Source organism: Rhodopirellula bahusiensis (assembly GCF_002727185.1).
Lineage (GTDB): Bacteria > Planctomycetota > Planctomycetia > Pirellulales > Pirellulaceae > Rhodopirellula > Rhodopirellula bahusiensis.
On the sequence record NZ_NIZW01000003.1, the window covers coordinates 252,790 to 270,517 of the forward strand.

The 17,728-nt window shown below is 56.3% G+C and carries 7 protein-coding genes; 4 read left to right on the forward strand and 3 right to left on the reverse strand.

Annotated elements, in window-relative coordinates; translation table 11 throughout:
* Window positions 1-40 precede the first annotated feature (40 nt).
* Both CEE69_RS06390 and CEE69_RS06395 read right to left on the reverse strand, forming a co-directional pair.
* Complete coding sequence (locus CEE69_RS06390) at window positions 41-2,965, reverse strand: MMPL family transporter (RefSeq protein WP_099259888.1); 2,925 nt, start codon at window positions 2,963-2,965, stop codon at window positions 41-43.
* The gene (locus CEE69_RS06395; protein ID WP_099259889.1) at window positions 2,965-5,919 is read right to left on the reverse strand and encodes a secretin N-terminal domain-containing protein; all 2,955 of its coding nucleotides are present in this window, start codon (window positions 5,917-5,919) and stop codon (window positions 2,965-2,967) included. Before CEE69_RS06395 ends, CEE69_RS06390 begins: the two co-directional genes overlap by 1 nt.
* A gap of 505 nt (window positions 5,920-6,424) precedes the next feature.
* Between CEE69_RS06395 and CEE69_RS06405 the strand changes: the two genes are divergently transcribed.
* From CEE69_RS06405 to CEE69_RS06415, 3 genes are read left to right on the forward strand one after another with little or no spacing between them, the layout of a single operon-like run.
* Window positions 6,425-7,630, forward strand: coding sequence for a peroxiredoxin family protein (locus CEE69_RS06405; RefSeq protein WP_099259890.1), 1,206 nt, complete (start codon window positions 6,425-6,427; stop codon window positions 7,628-7,630).
* Window positions 7,627-9,150, forward strand: a complete 1,524-nt coding sequence (locus CEE69_RS06410; protein ID WP_099259891.1) for a sugar ABC transporter ATP-binding protein — start codon at window positions 7,627-7,629, stop codon at window positions 9,148-9,150. The genes CEE69_RS06405 and CEE69_RS06410 overlap by 4 nt, the downstream gene beginning before the upstream one ends.
* 6 nt (window positions 9,151-9,156) lie before the next feature.
* Window positions 9,157-10,443 carry an ABC transporter permease gene (locus CEE69_RS06415; protein WP_099259892.1) on the forward strand — a complete coding sequence of 429 codons (1,287 nt, stop codon included), beginning with the start codon at window positions 9,157-9,159 and terminating at the stop codon, window positions 10,441-10,443.
* 19 nt (window positions 10,444-10,462) lie between these two features.
* Here the strand turns inward: CEE69_RS06415 and CEE69_RS06420 are convergent, their stop codons facing one another.
* Window positions 10,463-11,809 (reverse strand): S1C family serine protease, encoded by a 1,347-nt coding sequence (locus CEE69_RS06420; protein WP_233214913.1) that lies wholly within the window; start codon window positions 11,807-11,809, stop codon window positions 10,463-10,465.
* Between the two features lie 428 nt (window positions 11,810-12,237).
* On the opposite strand from CEE69_RS06420, the gene CEE69_RS06430 reads away from it, so the two are divergent.
* Window positions 12,238-17,718 (forward strand): cadherin domain-containing protein, encoded by a 5,481-nt coding sequence (locus CEE69_RS06430; RefSeq protein ID WP_233214914.1) that lies wholly within the window; start codon window positions 12,238-12,240, stop codon window positions 17,716-17,718.
* Window positions 17,719-17,728 lie beyond the last annotated feature (10 nt).

Sequence of the window (17,728 nt, forward strand, 5' to 3'; positions counted from 1 at the left end):
GATAACGCCCCGGGGCGGTTTCTCGGAAGCCGAGCCATTTTCAATTGATGGAAGACCCATTTGACCTTTGAAAACGCTGGGAAGACGACGATTTTCGCCATCTGTCGTGAAGCACCACAAAGCTGGGGACGAGCACCGTTCGAACATAAAGCGTGTCCAGAAGAACGCCGAGACCGAGTGCGAACCCGAGTTCCGTGATCCCCCGGAGCGTGGTCGGCTGCTTGGCAATTTGGTCGCCGAGCGATGCGGCGTCGTCACTGGTCAGGAACGCGAAGCTTTGGGTGATCCAGGGCCACCAGGACGACGCGGTCATGCTGATGAAGGTGGCGGCCATGACCAAGCCGCAGGCAGTGATGATGCCACCGGTTCGAGCCACCGCGCGGCGGACCGCGGCGAGCGAACCGAGTTTGCGTTTCTCTTCGAGAATTCGTGTGACCAAGTAGACGTTGTAGTCCTGTCCCACGGCCACCAAGATCACGAACAAAAAGATGGGCAACTTCCAGTCCAGGCCGGGGAACGTCGGTCCGTGCCAAAAACGAAAGAACAGGTACGTCAGCCCGAGCGTCGTGTAGTAGCTGAGCAAGACCGTTGCAATCAAATAGATCGACAATGCAACTCGGCGAATCACCAAGACCAGCACCGCGAAAACGGCGGCGATCACGGCGAGCTTGATTCGGAACGTGTCCGACAGTGTGACTTCGCGAAGGTCGACAATGGACGGTGTCGTGCCGGCGTAGTACGCGTCGATGTTGAGCCCCGCTTGTCCGAGGGCGGCGGTTTGTTCCGCGATGGTTTCTTCGATCTGCTTCAAGTTGTTGCCAGCGGATTCGCTGAACGGATCTTCCTCGATGATCACGTCCATTCGAATCAGTCGATTGGCATACTGCGGCATCGACGACACAAAGTGAAGCTGAGTCAAACGATGATTCTGTAGTGCCCGGCGACGCCACGCTTCACTGCTGAGCAAACTCATTTCGCGATCGGGAGGGAAGTCACCCAGCGGATCATTGCGATGCCGAACGGCGGTGACTCCTTCGGTTTGATAGAGAGCCTGGGTGATGGTTTGCAGCGTCTCTTTTTGCTGCGCTTCCTGCATTGGTTGTTCGGACAACATCAACACGGAGATCGGTGCGAGCTGACCGATGCCAAACTCACGATCGAGCACACGCATGCCTTGTCGCGTGCTCGCCGAAGCAGACAACTGACCGCTGATGTCGTAGGTGACGGTGCGCTCGTTTTGAAAGCCGACCCAGGCCGGTGGCAGCAACAGTGCTAGCCCGATCAGCAGTGTCATCATTGGGCGACGTGTGAGCTGGATCGCCATCCAGTTCCACAGCCAGTCGCCGGGCGAGCCGTCTTTGTCGTTGACGCTGCGATTACTGATCAACTGGATTCGTGGTTCGCGACTGACCTGGCCGGCCGAGGTTGGCCAAAAGACTTTTGGTCCCAGCAAGCTCAAGCACGCGGGAGTCAACGTCATGCAAACCAGCAATCCAATCGACAGGCAGACCGCGATGATCGGGCCGGTGTGATGAAACTTTCCAAAGTCGGCAAACCACAGCATGCCCAAGCCAACGATTGTTGTCATGGCGCTGCCGATCAGCGCGCCGCTGACCTGCGTGAGTGCTTTGCGGCAGGCGACGGGCCATGGCGATTGAGCGGCCTCTTCTCGCAAACGAGCGATCAAGAACAGGCAGTAGTCGGTGCCGGCTCCAAACAGAATCACGACCACAAAGATTCGGCTGGTTGTGTAGATCTGAACGTCCAGTCCAGGCACCAGACCGGATTGCGACGCTTGGGTGAGAAACGTGACCGCGGCGGTGGAAACCATCACCGCGACCGCGATCGAAAACAGCGGCACAGCGACCAACAACGGGGCACGGTAAACGATCGCCAGCAGCAAGAGGATCATCACCACCGTGAACCACTCGGTGTACTGAATGGCTGAACGTGCGGCGGAAAGAGTTTGGCCGCCGATCGCGGCAGAACCGGTGACCAGCAGTTCGGGCGATCCGGATTTTGCTCGTTCTTCTTCGGTCAAGTAAACATGGCTGTAGGCGACCGTTTGATCGACGATCTCCTGCAGTTGTTCCAGCAGTTCGATGTTGCCGGTCGCGGCCAGTTCACTCGATAGGGTCAGCACCGCCAATCGGGCTCGCGGGGTTTTGAGCTGCGAACCCAGCGTGCGGTCTTCCCAGCTGTAGATGTCCAGCAGCGGTTCCCAATCCTTGAGCGGTCGCTTGGAGATCGGCAGCACGGACATCGGCAGGTCCGAATCCAGGACCAGAGCGGATTCCAGGTCTTCGGCGACGCGTGCGGTTGTCTCGGAGACGGCGGACGGTTTTTCGTCCGGTTGGCTCTTCTCAGTCGCGTCGTTGTTCTTTGGACTCGGTCCTGGCACAACGGAAGGTCGATCCACCGTTTGCGAACCAAGCAAGTTGCCTCGGTCCCAGTAGGCGATTGCTAGTCGAGGTTCGTAGGGAGTGGGCGAGGTTTCAGGAACGCGGTCACCGAGTGCTTCGTAGAACTGCGAATCAATTTCGATCGCTTGGTCAAACGCTTGCGTCGCGACGTTCCACCATCGAGCAGAAGTGTCTTTCTCATCGCTGTCGCGAAGCTGCATTGCTCGCTGCCACGCGACTTCGCCGAGCCGGTGATAGAGACGGCGGATCAAGTCCAGCCCAACCAGACGATCGGTCTTCGTCAGGTCTTGCTCGGCACGCGAAAGCGTGACGACCATTTGGCTGCGGGCTCGCGTGCCAAAGAAAGCTTCGTCGAGCAGTTTTCCGCCGGCGACGCTGGTTTGGGTCGCGGGAAGGTATTCAAAGTCGCCGTCGAGGGCGACTTGTTTCCAAGAAGGCGAAAACGCTTTGCAGAGGACTGCAAAAACGACCCAACCCAAAACGATCCAATGAGCACGTGCGATGACCTGTCGAGAGAATCGTTGGGTGGCGCTGGTTTTCATTAATCGCGTGAGGGACGGCGACGCTGGGATTCATTGTTGTCGCGCCGACGATCATCTGAATTTGAATTGCGATCCCGTGAAGGACGCGCATCGGATTCAACTCCCAAAGCTGCGAGGGCTCGCTGGACAGCTTCGGCCGAGACACCTCCGCTGAGATTGATGATCTCAACATCGCCTCCCGGTTTCGCGGCAACGTCCAACTTGTCGACCATCTCAGCGATCAAGTCAAGCAGCGACTCTCCTTCGGCACTGATTAACAACGTGTTGCCGACTTCGTCGACACCCATGGAAAGCTTGCCGTTGAAGGAGAAATCTTGTCCGCCACCATCTTTTCCGCTTTCGCTGTCTTCCAATCCGGCGCCGCTTTCACGATTGCTGGCCTCCTTTGCCCCCCCACGTTGGCCACCGCGACCTCCGCCGCCTTGGAACGCTTTGTCATTGCTGCTGAGCAAATCGCGGTACGCGTCTTTGACCGTGTCAGCAATTTTCGCAGCATTGCCGTATTGGATATGAATCAGTTTGGTGTAGCGGACCTTTCGCGGATTGACTGTTTCGGGAACATCCCACAAACGGATGAGCTCTTCGATGGTTTGCAGTTGTTGGCCCGTCGCACCACTGACGATCAGGGTGCCAGTATCAGAGTTGGGAAGGAATTTTAACTTGCCCGCGGCATCCAGGCCTTTCGGGCCTTTGTCTTCCGAATCTCCGCTGCCGAAGATGTAGCGGTAGAAGCGATCTTCATCATCGTCCTCGTCCTCTTCGTCCTCCTCGAAGTAATCTTCGAGATCAATCGCGATGTAGGAAACAGATGCATAGCGGATGCGAAAGACATGATAAGGACGCCGTGGTGGTGATACCTGAAGCATCAAGTCCTCCAATTGATCCAACGCGTCGGTGTCGTCGCTGCGGAGAACCAAATTGCCCGCCGCGTCCAACTTGATTTCGATCTTCGGTTTGGATGACGCCGACGCAGATGAAACACTCGTTGCCGTTGCCGTCGAGCGGTCGGTTGTGGACGTTGATTCCTGGTTAGGCAAGTCAGCCGCCGCGTTGTCATCGGAGAAAGCGTTGACCCAAGTGAATTGCTCGCCCGATCGGTCGGCACCCGTGAGTTCGGTTTCCGGTGGCAGGATGACCGCTGGAGCCTCCTCGGTTTCTTCCATTGAATCTTCGTCCTCGGTCTTCGCGTCTTCTTCTTCGCGTTCTTCGCCAATCGCATCGATCGGGTCTTTGAATTCGTCCGCATCCGGCAGCACTAATTCGGTACCAGAAAGCTGTTGCCAGCGTCGTTGCAAACGCTGAAGGTACTCCAGCGTTTCGGGAGTTGCCGAAGCCTCGATGATTCGCATCGTTCGTTCGCTTCCGCCGGGAGGTGGCAACTCACCCAGTTTGATCAGCAACGATCGGACCTCTTCCATTTCGTTGTCATTCGCCCACAACAAGACTTGTCGATAGGCGACGTTCGCGGTCACGCGAAATTTGTCTTTGTCTTTCTTGTCATCGTCGTCGTTGCCGCCCCATCCGTAGTAGCTGTATCGCGAACGAGAGTTGTTGTCGTCTTCCTCGGGTTCTTGTCCCATCAGGAATGAGATCGACTCCGCGACTTCGGCTGCACCGAGCCGGCGCAACTGCAGGACTTCCAAGCGACGTTTGCCGCCATCGAGTCTTTCAATCAGTGATTTGATGATGAAGCGATCCGCGGCCGATCCGGAAACAATGACCGCCGCGTTGTCCTTGTCCACTCGAATTCGTGTGGTGGGTTCGAGCACGTTCATTTCCTGAGCGATCTCGATCAGCTTTTCCGGATCCAGTGAAACCAACCGAAACACATCGACTCGTGAGGTCGCATCGGTGAGGCTGCGGAGCGATCCACCGGGGACGTCGATGCGTTTGATGAATTCCGCGGCGATGGCGACTCGGTCGAGCGGTGCGCGAACGAGCACGGAGTTTTGACGCGTGTTGGCAACGATGGAAATTTCCATATCACCTTTTGCTTCGCCGCCCTTTTTGCCTTGCTGTTGTTGCATCTGCTGCATTCGCTGCATCATTTGCATTTGTTGCTGTGACATCGGAGCGGATTCTTTCTTTTCCACGCCGAGAAATTGTTCGAGCATGCTCTTGGCTTCTTCGGCCGGGATATGACGCAGGCGGAACTCCGGCGCCAACGCGTCACGGCTGGCCGCGTCGCGTTCTTCGGCGAGCAAGTGAGCGACTTGCCGCAGGTTCACTGCGACGTCCATCACTTCAATGCGATTGGTGGTTGCCAACGGGATCATTTTGCCCGCGCTGCTGAGCATGGCTTTGAGTTCTTCGGAAAGCTTTTCCGCCGAAAGCCAACCCGCGTCGAGCATCGTGCGAACGTAGCGGTGGTCTTCGAGTTCGTTCAGTTCGCTGACGTCCACTCGCCGAACCATTCCTGGATTGACGGCGTCGGTTTTGACAATGGCAATGCCGCCTTCTAGGTCGAGCATCGTGTAGCCGCGGGCGAGCAGGTGACGGTTGATCAAGTCGGCTGTTTCGGAAACGGTCAAACGATCGGGACTGATCAAGTTGACGGTGTCTCCCGGCAACTCTTGCCAGTCGATCGGTTGTTCGGAGATGTCCGACAACCAACGCACCAAATCGACCCAACCCTGATTGCGGAACCGAAAGCCGACTTTGCCATCGTCGCCGACGGTTGCTTTCAGTTCATTTGGGTCCGAGGGTTTGGCATCGGCGCTGTCTCGGCGAATGACTTTGGGGGCGGCTGATTCAGGCGGTTTGCCTTCGCCGTCCTTGCCATCTTTTTTCTCGCCATTCTTTCCGCCTGGCTGGGCGCCCGGTGGTGGGGCTCCCGGCGGACCTCCACCGGGGCCGGGCATGGGGCCGCTGGTGGTGATCGTTTTGCCATCAGGGGTTCGGATCACCGTGGGCGTCTGAGCCGCGAGCGACAAAGAAAAAATTGCCAGCGACAACGATGCAACGGCGATACGAGACGCCCGGAGTCGGACGCCTGATCGACAGGCCGATCTCAACGTTCCATGTGGGGGTGTAAGCAGCACAAATGCGCTCTTGATAGAGAAGAATGGGGCGTTGGGGGACGTCGTGCGGAGGCGACGGCGGATCGGGGACCCGCAGACGCATTATGAATGAACCCCTCTGACAATACAATCAAAACACCCCGCGTGGGCCGATAGGGTTCTCTCGACTCGCAAAAAGCGGATTGGTACCCTTGGGGGAACGACGATTGCAGTGCTGAACCTTTTGGGGTTTGGTCCACTACAGTATGCGTGTCGCGTTCCGCGGGAAGATCCTAATCGCAACGATCTCGCGCGCGGCCGTTGAGGCTGCTTTTGATTGAACAGCCGTTTTGACCTGAGACGGGGCGAGTGTTCTCGCCAAATGGACATTGTCAGACCTGGTATCGAGCTCCGCTCGGTCGATTATCTTCTTTACCAAACAAACGCAAAGTAGTTTTCAATGAGTCGCTTTTTTTCGCTTCCCGTCGCCTGGACACGTAAGGCTCTCCTGGGTGCCGCTTGTGGAGTTGCATTCCTGACCGGAGGCGTTGCGGTTCAAGCTGAGCCGACGTTGGGCGTTGGATCGAAAGCCCCCGCACTCGACATCGAACACTACATCCACGAAGAACTTGGCAAGTTCGGCCCCGTTACCGAGTTCGAAGAAGGCAAGATCTACGTCGTCGAGTTCTGGGCGACGTGGTGTGGGCCTTGCATTCAAAGCATGCCTCACCTGGTCGAGTTGCAAGAACGCTTTCGCGAAAAAGGTGTTCAGATCGTCAGCATCTCGGACGAAGACTTGGAAACCGTCGAAGGCATCCTTGAACGTGACTATCCCGGCAAGGAAGGCGTCACGTTCGCTGAGCTGACCTCGGCTTACACGTTGACGGTTGACCCCGACGGTTCATCGACCGACGACTACATGCGTGCCGCGAATCAGAACGGCATTCCCGCCGCGTTCTTGGTCGGCAAGTCGGGTTTGATCGAATGGATCGGCCACCCAATGAGCCTTGACGAGCCATTGGAACAAGTCATCGAAGGCACATGGGATCGCGAAGCTTTCAAAGAACAAATGGCTCGTCAGCAACGATTGGAAGAATCGATGCAGAAAGTCAATCGCTTGGCCGGCGAAGGCAACTTCGACGATGCGATCAAAGTCATCGACAAAGTTTTGGAAGAGTTCGAAGGCGTCGACGATGAAATGGGCGAGTCGGTTCGTGAGCAACTGACGCAGTTCAAATACGGTTTGCGTCTGGACTCAGGCGATCTTTCCGAAGACGTGGTCGAGTATTTCCGTGGGCAACTGAAAGAAGCGAAGGGCAACCCGCAGGCGATGGCTCAGTTCTCTTACGGATTGATGTCGTCGATCCAACAAGGTGCCGAAGTGGGCAAATTGGCCGACGAAACCTTGGTGGCACTCAACGCTGAAATCGAAGGTGCGGACCCACAAATTCAACCTTTGATGCACGTGTTGGTCGCTCAATTGAACGCTTCGTTGGAGCGATTCGACGCAGCGATGGAGGCACAGAAAAAGGCCATCGAGAAATCGGAAGGCCGTCAGAAAGAACGCATGGAGAGCATGCTTGAAGAGCTCGAAGAACTCTCGGGTTCAGTCGCGACCGTCGAAGAGTCGGAAGAAGACGAAGACTCGACGGAAGATGGTGAGTGATCTCGCCACAGGCGGACAGTCCTGATCAACCGTCTCGTTTACGGTTGTCGGGAATCAGCAAACGGTTTGGCTCCACCCAAGCTTTGTCGAATGTTTCGATGGAAGTGGAAGGTGGCCAAGCCATTGCGGTCATTGGTGAAAACGGAGCCGGCAAAAGTACCCTGATGAAGGTGCTGGCGGGGATCGTCTCGCCGGACCAAGGGCAGATTGAACTGGACGGTCAGACACTCGTTTGGTCAGGTCCTCGTGATGCGATTGACGCTGGCATTGCGTTGATACATCAAGAACTCAACCTGCATGACAATCTCAGTGTGGCCGAGAATCTGTTTCTCGGCCGCGAGCCCTCACGCTATGGTTTGCTTGACCGGGCGGAGCTACGACGGACCGCGTCCGTGTGGCTCGATCGCGTGGGGTTGTCCGTGTCCCCGGATGCTCCCGTGGGACCGCTTCCCATTGCATCGAAGCAGTTGATTGAGATCGCGCGTGCTTTGTCGACCGACGCTCGCGTTGTCATCATGGACGAACCCACCAGCAGCCTCAGCGAAGAAGAGTCGTTGCGGTTGTTTGATTTGATCGAAACGCTTCGCGAAGACGGCGTCGCGATTCTGTACATCTCGCACCGTTTGCACGAGATCATTCGTTTAGCGGATCGGGTGGAAGTGCTGCGTGATGGCGAACACGTCGAAACGCTGCAGAAGGGCAATATCACCCACGACACGATGGTTCGTGCGATGGTGGGACGCGATCTCACGCGACGATCTCACGAGACTGCGAAAGAGTGTCTCGAACCGCGGCTGACGGTCTCGGGATTGAAGGTTGGTTCTCGTGCGGCGCCACCGGTCGATCTCCAGGTGCTCGGCGGCGAAGTGGTTGCCTTGGTGGGTTTGGTCGGAGCTGGACGGACCGAAATTGTGGAGACAATCTTTGGTGTTCGCGAGCGGTTTGGCGGCGAGATCACAATTGATTCGAAGCCGTTGAACGGCGGCGTCGATGATGCAATCGCGGCTGGGTTGGCATTGGTTCCGGAGGATCGAAAGCGGACCGGGTTGCTGATTCAATCGAGCGTTCGCGACAACGCGACGATTGTCTCGATGACCCAGGAAGGCGTGTTTCGCAACCAAAAAACGGAGCGAGCGACCGCCGCGGAACTGATTGATCGGCTGCGAGTGAAGACTGCTTCGCAAGAAATTGAAATTGCTTCTTTGTCCGGTGGAAACCAGCAAAAGGTGGCGTTAGCGAAGTGGTTGGCGGGCGATGTGAAGGTCTTGATGCTCGATGAGCCAACACGAGGCGTCGACATTGGCGCAAAATCTGAGATCTACGAAGTGATCGATCAGTTGGCCAGTCAAGGCATGGGTGTTTTGGTGGTCAGCAGTGAAATGGAAGAAGTCTTTGCAATCGCCGACCGGGTGATTGTCATTTCCGATGGTTGTGTCGCGGGCGAATTGACAAGATCGGAATTGACCGAAGAGGCGATCATGCGTCTCGCGGTGGCAAAGGGCGAACCAGCCCAAGGTTGATAAAGAATGCGTGGCAAGAATTTTGGCATTTTCGCGTTGCTGATCGCGATTGTGGTCATCGCGACTTGGTTGGAAGGCAATTTTGTCGCCGCCGCGAATTTGAAGACGCTGATCCGTGACACCAGTTTGTACGGATTGATTTCAATCGGCGTGGCGATGGTGATCATCACCGGTGGGATTGATCTGTCGATCGGATCGCTGATCGCACTGTGCGGTGTGATGATGGTCCAGGTCATCGATGTGCGTTACGAACGATACGATTCCATCGGAAGCATCGAGGCGATTGAGCGACTCGAAGATGGTGAAACACGCCTTCGCTTGGATACGGCGATTGACCCTGTTCGTGCCGGTGATCGGATGGTGTACGCCGGTGCGTTCAGCGAATCAAAGGTTTACTTGACCGGCCAAGTGGAAGAAGAAGGCAACGTTTGGTTGACGACTGAAAACCCAGCACGCTCTTTGCAGTCAGGCACTGCGGTTTCGATGGAACGCATTCGCTACACCAATCCGTTGCTCGCTTGTGGACTGGTGTTGCTGGCCGGCGCGTTCATCGGAGCTCTGCACGGTTTGCTAGTCACTCGGGCTCATCTGCAACCGTTCGTCGTGACGCTTTGTGGGCTGCTTGTTTATCGCGGTCTGGCTCGCGTTTGGACCGGCGATGATCAAGTCGGATTGGGCAGCGCGTTGGCTGACTTCAAAGCGACTGTGACGGGGAACGTTTTTGAATTCCCGCTCCCGTTGGTCGCGAGGTTGTCGGGTGCTTCTGAGTCTTGGTCCGAATGGACTTGGATCGCCTTTCCTTTCACGGGGGTGCTGCTGATCGTCGTCGCGTTTGCGGCTTGGGTGTTCTTGGAACACAGCGTCGCTGGTCGCCATTTGTTGGCTGTGGGCGAAAACGAAGAGGCGGCACGCTTCAGTGGCATTCGCACGGATCGATTGACCGTGATGGCTTACGTGGTCAGCGGGTTGTTGGCCGCGCTGGCGGGCATTCTGTTCTTGCTGGAATGGAACTCGGTGCAGCCCGGATCAAGTGGCAATTTCTACGAGTTGTACGCGATCGCGGCCGCGGTGCTGGGCGGTTGCTCGCTGCGTGGCGGCCGAGGTGCCGTGCTCGGCGTGATCGCGGGTGCCGCGGTGATGCGATGCCTTTACAAAGCCATTGTGGTTCTGGGCATCGAGCAGCAGTGGGAGATGGTCATCATCGGCGGCGCACTGCTCGCCAGCGTTCTGTTTGATGAAGTCTGGCGACGATATCAAATGTGGAAGTCAGCCAAGTCCGTGGTCACGACCTAGGCCGCAGTCAGCCTGCTGATCAGGGTTGGAACGTCAACGTGACTTCGGTGCGATAGCGTTTGCCGTCGCGAAGAATGACCATCGAGATTGGACGTTGATCGGGTTGAGCCATGCCGGCCAAAGCGACCAAGTGATCGTCGTCTTCAACATTGATGGAATCGAACTGCAGGATGATGTCGCCCCGTTGCAGGTGAGCTTGCTCGGCGGGCGATCCGGGACGGATGTCCTTCACTCGAGCTCCGCCCAGTTTGATTTCTTCTTGCGATCCGAGCCGCGAATCGAAATCGGGGGTGATCTTCATCGAAGCGTAGATTCCCGATGCGGGCGACAGATCCGCGGCGGCAAAATTGGGATCCAGCGTGACGCCGAGGTATCCACGACGCAGGCGACCATGAACGATCAATTCCTCGGCCACACGAGCGGCCATGTTGATTGGAATTGCGAATCCGATTCCTTCGCTGCCGCCGCTGCTGCTGGCAATCGCGGTGTTGAGCGCGATGACTTCCCCGCGGAGGTTCAGCAGGGGACCGCCGCTGTTGCCCGGGTTGATGGCCGCGTCCGTTTGAAAGAAATCTTGCAGGTCAATTCGCTCTTCGCCCAGTGACAAATCACGGCGGCCTTTGGCGCTCAAGATGCCAAACGTGACCGAGTGGCTGAGGCCGAAGGGACTGCCGATCGCGATGACGAAATCGCCGATTTGCACTTCGTCGCTGTTGGCCAACCGAGCCGCCGGTGGCATCTTTGCAAACGAATTGGTTCCACGCCGGATCGAGTCACGCTCGGCGGATGCGATTCCCGCGATCGAAGCCGACAGTTTCATGACAGCAACATCGGTGTTGGGATCCATCAAGATCTTTTCGGGGACCCAACGACGGCCATCGCTGGTGCGCATCACAATCTGGTTGGATGCGGCGCCCTTGATGACGTGACGATTGGTCAGCACCCACGAATCACCCGCGACGTCGAGGACGACACCGCTGCCGGCTTCGTCAAACGACTCGGCTGTTGCACCGCTGCCCTGAGTCTTGTGGGCTTCGATGTGGATCACGCTTGGTTTGACCAAGTGACTGACCCGGCGGACCAAATTGCCTAACCGGTCGAAGTGTTCAAACTCTTCGGCCAACTCGTCGAACAAACGATCTCGCGCCACGTCGACTTGATCGGACGTGGGCAAAATCGCGCCGGACCGAGGTCCATCCAATCGAGATCCAACGCCAACGTTTTCGCGATCGGGGGACGCTTTTCGAAGAACCTGTCGCGGTGCACCGTCTTGGGCCGAAGCCAGCGGGCTATGGTGAACTCCAGCCAACAATGCCAGCAACGTCAACGTCGCGGTCTGCATGGTTGCGCTGAAGGAAAAACTCATCGGGGTTCCGTTTGCGATCGGGAAGTCGTTGCCAGAAACGGACACACGGCTGCATTCGTCACGTTGGAGATTGATCACGTTGGCGAACGTCCGGACGCGGGAGTGGAACGATGAGGAACGGGGGCGCCCCGAACGCAAGCCAACCGAAATAGCGATCAGGAATGCGGGGCGATTCTACGCATCGTCCAAGTCGTCGGACCAGCTTTTGTCTGGCGGAGCGGTGACGCATAACTGCCAGAAACCGACCAATCCGAACGCAATTTCGATCAAAATTGCTCAATCCGAGTGTTCAAAGGAAGCGATTGTTCCGGTCTTTTGGGTTAAAGGGGTGTTCTATGTTGTTTGGCGGGGGGCTGACATTTATTCTGAGAGCAATTATCTGATCCCTTGATTAGGGGATTTATCGCACGCGAATGGCTGGTCTCATCATGAAACGCACCTCTTGGAACGCTCGACCGTCTCTGTCCCGAACCGAATCGAAAAACGCTCGCGTTCGATCGAGAAAACGGAAACTGGCAAGGCCGCGACGCAGTCGAATGGAGACGCTCGAGAACCGGCATTTGCTGGCCGCGATCAGTGGTGAAGTGTTCTTGGATCTCAATCAAGATGGCACGCGTCAGGTCACCGAAGATCCCGCCGCCGACGTTCGTGTGTACCTGGATGAGAACGTGAATGGAAACATGGACGAAGGTGAAGAGTCGGTGCTGACCGACTCCGCAGGGATCTTCTCGTTCTCGCAGTTGCCCGCCGGTGACTACAACGTTCGCGTTCTGCCGGACCAGGGGTTCGTGCAGACTGCCCCGCAATCATCGTTTGGTTTGTTAGAAACCGTGATGCAAGAGTCTGGGGTGAACGTCCGTGCGTCTCAAGCGTTCCAGTTTGGAACAAACGAAGTCGACAACGAACGTGTGATCGAGTTGCTGGGCCAGCCCATCACAAGTCGACTCGATGGAATCACTCGAATCAGTGACGGTGACTTGTTGGCGGTTGATACGCGCGCCAACGAAGTGTTCCGAATCAATCCCAGCAACGGTGAGATCACGCGTCTGGGAAACACAAACGTCGACATCACGGGCGGGTTGGCTTACGACGCGGTGACGGACAGCGTCTACACGTTGGTGAAAGGTGGAGGCGACAACACGCTGCGACGTCTCGCCAGTTTGGATGTGAACACGGCCAAGGCAACCTTGATCGGTGGAGGTCGTTCGGGATTGGCATCGGTTGCTGACATCACGTTTGATCCGGTCAACCGACGTCTAATCGGATTTGATGACACCGACAACGAGTTCTTCGCGTTCGACATGTTCGGCAACGGTCGGACGTTGTCATTCTCCTCACGAAGCGTTGACACGTTCACGATGAGTTTGGCTGGTTCGGATTTGACCGCCGCGTTGCCAGCGGATGCCACCTACGTGACGATGTTCGATGCGGATGACACTGAGTTGGTGTCGTCCATCTTGGTGGATGTCGACACCGGGTTTGTCTTTGATTCCTTCCGCGTGAATCAACCGATCAAACCGGTCGCTCTGACTCGGCCCACAACGGGCAACAATTCTCAGTACGTCGAAGTGACCGAATTTCAAACGGTTGCAGGATTGCAGTTCGGGATTTCACCCGATGTGATTGGGTTCCGAGTTCGTCCCAGCAATCCTGAATCAGGCGTGGGGGCGTTGGGCCAAGAAGGGTTGACCGTTGTCGGAGGTGCCATCGGTCCCGACGTCGTAGAAGTGACGTTGAATCGCCGTCCGGATTCCGATGTCGTCCTCAACCTGGACGTGATTGCGCCCGGCGGAAGCAATCCAGGTGTGACTTTGGAAACCAATCAGCTCGTGTTCACGCCCGACGATTGGGATCAAGTTCGTCGCGTGATGGTTTCGCCCGACACTGACAATCCAGTCAACGTGATCACCAACATCGACCTTGAGATTGTGGTCGATAGTGATTTGTCAGATGCCGCGTGGATCGACCTGCCGCTGCGAACGGTTGGCGTGCGTGTGCTTCCACCAGTGTTGTCCGTGGATTTGAACCAACCGGTGATCAATGAGTTGATGATCGAAGGTGGTTTTGGTGCTTCGCTGAATACTCTCAACGACCAATACATCGAACTGCGTGGAAACCCGAACGAACGGCTCGCCGACGGGACTTACTTTGTTGCGATTTCCGAAGACAACCTCAATGAAGGAACCGTTGAAACCATCATCGATTTGTCGGGCCAAACCTTTGGTGCCAACGGTTTCTTGGTGCTGCTACAAGAGGGCAACACTTACGAAGCAGCCTTTGGGTCGCGAGTTTTAGAAAGTGATCAGTCGGGATTCGTAGGACTGCCCGACGGGATCTATTCGGATGAGTCGGACAATGGCTCGTTGTTTCGGACCTTCGACAATCGTGGGTACTTCTTCATCCAATCCGATGTCCCACCGGTCTTAGGCGATGACATCGATACGGACGACGACCAACGAGCGGACGAGGGTGGATTGTTGTCGACTTGGAACGTGATGGATGCCGTTTCTGTTCAAGATTATGTCTTTGGTGACAACTTCGCTTACGCCCCGATTCTGTTTGCTGAGACGATCGGTTCCTCCACGCGAAGCTACGTGTTGCCTCCGGGCGGCACCGTGGTGGAAGCCGATGGATTTGGCTACGTCGGCCGTCTGGGGGATTCCATTGGTTCCTCGGCGGACGATTGGGTCTTCGGAACACCAGTGGACGCTGCGGATGCATCGGCGGTTGACTTTGAAACCGGCGGCAAGCACGAATTGCTGGCATCATCGGTTTCGCAGCCAGCGCTGGCGGACCGGTTGCTCAACCATATTGGCGAAAGCAACTTCGTTGGTGGTGCTCGCGGGCAGATTTTGCTGGCACCCTCGGCGGGGGCCATCGCCGATGGAGCTCCGGAGGATTTGAGATTGCCCGGTCAAGGCATCACCGTTTTCGCTGACACCAATGACAACGATCGCTTGGACGATTTGACATTTGTCGTCGAGCCCGACGACGTGGTGCCGCCGTTTGATCCATTGGACCCGACGGTTCAGGATTTGGACTATGTGCTCACGAATGAATACCCAGGTGTAACCATCACCAGTACGAGTGGTAGCTTCTTTTCAAACACGCCCGTCTTGGCAGAACGCCAATACTTGAGTGGCCGAATCAGCGGCAACCGAGTGTTCAGCGACGGCGGCTTTCAACAATTTTCGACGTTCAATCGGCTGCGTTTCGATTTCTATCGGCCGGTGAAATCAGTTTCGATCGATGCTCTCGGAAGCGCGTTCACCTCGCTGGTCTCCTACGGTCGTTTGGACGCGTTCAACGCCGACGGTGATCTGATCGCCACGGCGGTGAGCGGTGTGTTGGTCAATGGTCGTCGTGAAACGGTGACGTTGTCGGTGCCATCGGATGAGATCGTTCGCGTCGAAGCCTACTCGGACACCACCATCACTGGCGGAACCACGTTTGGTGCCTTTGATCGACTGACCTACGTGCAAAGCGAAGCGTCTGCGGTGACTGATCAAGACGGCATCTATGAATTGCGATCGTTGTTCGAAGGCAACTATGACCTACAAGTCCAAACCGGGACCGGTGCAACGGCGTTGCTGGGTACCGCTGAGCATCCTTTCACCGTTTCGCGTTTTGAAAACTACGTCTTCGAAGATGTGTTCCGCGTCAACACGCTTCCCAAAACGTCCGACCAAGTCATTTTGGTTGACGAAAACTTGCCAGCCGGAACCGAGATCATGGTTCAGCAAGCCGACGATGCCGATCAGCCGGCCGATGGTGGCGTGCCTTTGTTGTACGAAATCATCGGTGGTAACTCGGCGGGATTGGTTGTCGAATCCGCCACGGGCAATTTGATGGTGACGGCTGACGCCGACCTCGATTTCGAAACGACACCAAATCGAATCATCACCATGAGAATCACGGATGCTGCGGGTGCGAAAACCACCAACCGCATCACGATCTCGTTGCGCGACATAAATGAGGCCCCGGTTGTGGAGGACTCGCCGTTGGTGGTCACCGAAGACGTGCCCGCGGGTTCTGCCATTGGACGCATCAAGGCGTTTGATCCCGACACCGCGTTCCGCCAATCACTCTCGTTCGAATTGGTCGGTGGTGAAGCTCAAAATGACTTCAGCGTGGATCCGGTCACCGGTGTGGTGACATTGTTAAACGCCGACAGTTTGGATTTCGAAAACAACATGCAGCGTACTCTGCTGGTCCGCGTCAGTGACGATGCAGCGATTCCGGCTGAGAACATCGTCGAGCAACAAATCTTGGTCCTCAATGAGAATGACCGACCGACCATTTCACAGACGCAGTTCGCTGTGTCAGAAGCAGCGACGGGAGAATTGTTCCGACTGCAAGTCAACGATCCCGACGAGGGCCAAACCCACCACTTTGCTGTTGTCGGTGGTAGTGCGGCCAACTTTGTTCGGGTGACCCAAGAAGGTGCCGTGCGATTGTTGCCCGGTGCGGAATTGGACTTCGAGTCGTTCCCGAACATGACGTTGCGAGTTCGTGTCAGCGACAATGGCGGTCCACCTTTGGCCGAAACGGTCAATATCCAGATTGCAGTGCTGGGTGTGAATGAACCTCCGAGATTGCAACCATCGACCGTTCAGTTCAATGAGGGCAATGTTTCTTCGGCGGATCAGGTTCTGACTTTGGTGGATCCTGAACAGCGACCCCAAGACCACAGCATCGAGTTGCTGGATGGTCCATCAAACTCACTGTTTGAATTTGTTGCCGGAACCGGCGTGGATGCGGGAACAGGCACGCTTCGAATCGCGACTGGAGTGGAATTGGATTTTGAAGATCAATCGGTTCACCAATTGAGTTTCCGAATCACGGACACCGCTGATAGCTCCGTCGCACCGTTCACCGCGACGTTGTCGGTGGAAGTCCTGAACCGAAACGAAAACCCCACCATCACCACTGAGCGTGTTGTCGTTTCGGAAGTGCCTTATCCAAACGGTGCACCCGGTTCGAGTGAGAACTGGGTGATCGTCGGACGCATTGGTGTGACGGACCCTGACGGTGATTTGGTGACCACGCAATTGGTCGGTGGAACCGGCTTTGCAAACTTTGACTTGGACCCAAATTCACGGTTGCTTCGAGTCCGTCCGAATGCCGTCTTTGATGTCGATGTACCGGGGGCACCCGCTCAAACCTTGGTGATTCGTGCGGACGATGGGACGACGTCGACCGATCGTACCATCACCGTTGATGTCAACAACGTCAACGAACCACCCGTTTTCGACATGGCGATGGCGAATGCAACCTTCCAGGACCGAGCGTTGGTCAGCGGTCAATACGTGGAAATGCAATTGCCCGAGAACATGGTCAGCGATCCGGAAGGCGGGAATTTCTCGATCCGTATCTTCGGTGAATCAGGCACTTTGCCGCGCTGGCTGAAGTACGACATTGAATCGCAGACGTTGACGGGAACACCTGGGCCGTTGGACACCGGTGTCTACAACTTGACCGCTCGCGCCTTGGAGTTTGGACCTCGTCCACTCGCGACCGATGTGCAGTTCACATACACCGTCTCGTTGGGTCAGGCACCGTTCCAAAATGGTCGCAACCGGTTTGACGTCGATTCCAATCAATCTGTCGCACCGCTGGATGCACTGCGAATCATCAACTACCTTCAGTCCAACGGGCCGGGCATCTTGGATCCGAACACGTTGGAATCATTCCCGGGCTTCATGGATGTCTCGGGCAACGGCGAAGTCACGTCGCTGGATGCATTGTTGGTGATCAACGAAATCAATCGCTTGGCCAACGAAGCCGCCCAGGTTGTCGCCGGTGCAGAACCGATCGATGACGAGTCTTTGGTCGATGATTTCTGGCGTCGCGAAGAAGCGGTTGACGAGGTGTTGGCGATTGAACTGGAAACACCTTCGCTGTTTTGATGGAAGAGAC

What these genes read in the sequence shown, in the direction of transcription:
- CEE69_RS06420 (WP_233214913.1), bottom strand. Translation starts at nt 11,809, where the DNA reads ATGAGTTTTTCCTTCAGCGCAACCATGCAGACCGCGACGTTGACGTTG.
- CEE69_RS06390 (WP_099259888.1), bottom strand. Translation starts at nt 2,965, where the DNA reads ATGAAAACCAGCGCCACCCAACGATTCTCTCGACAGGTCATCGCACGT.
- CEE69_RS06430 (WP_233214914.1), top strand. Translation starts at nt 12,238, where the DNA reads ATGAAACGCACCTCTTGGAACGCTCGACCGTCTCTGTCCCGAACCGAA.
- CEE69_RS06405 (WP_099259890.1), top strand. Translation starts at nt 6,425, where the DNA reads ATGAGTCGCTTTTTTTCGCTTCCCGTCGCCTGGACACGTAAGGCTCTC.
- CEE69_RS06415 (WP_099259892.1), top strand. Translation starts at nt 9,157, where the DNA reads ATGCGTGGCAAGAATTTTGGCATTTTCGCGTTGCTGATCGCGATTGTG.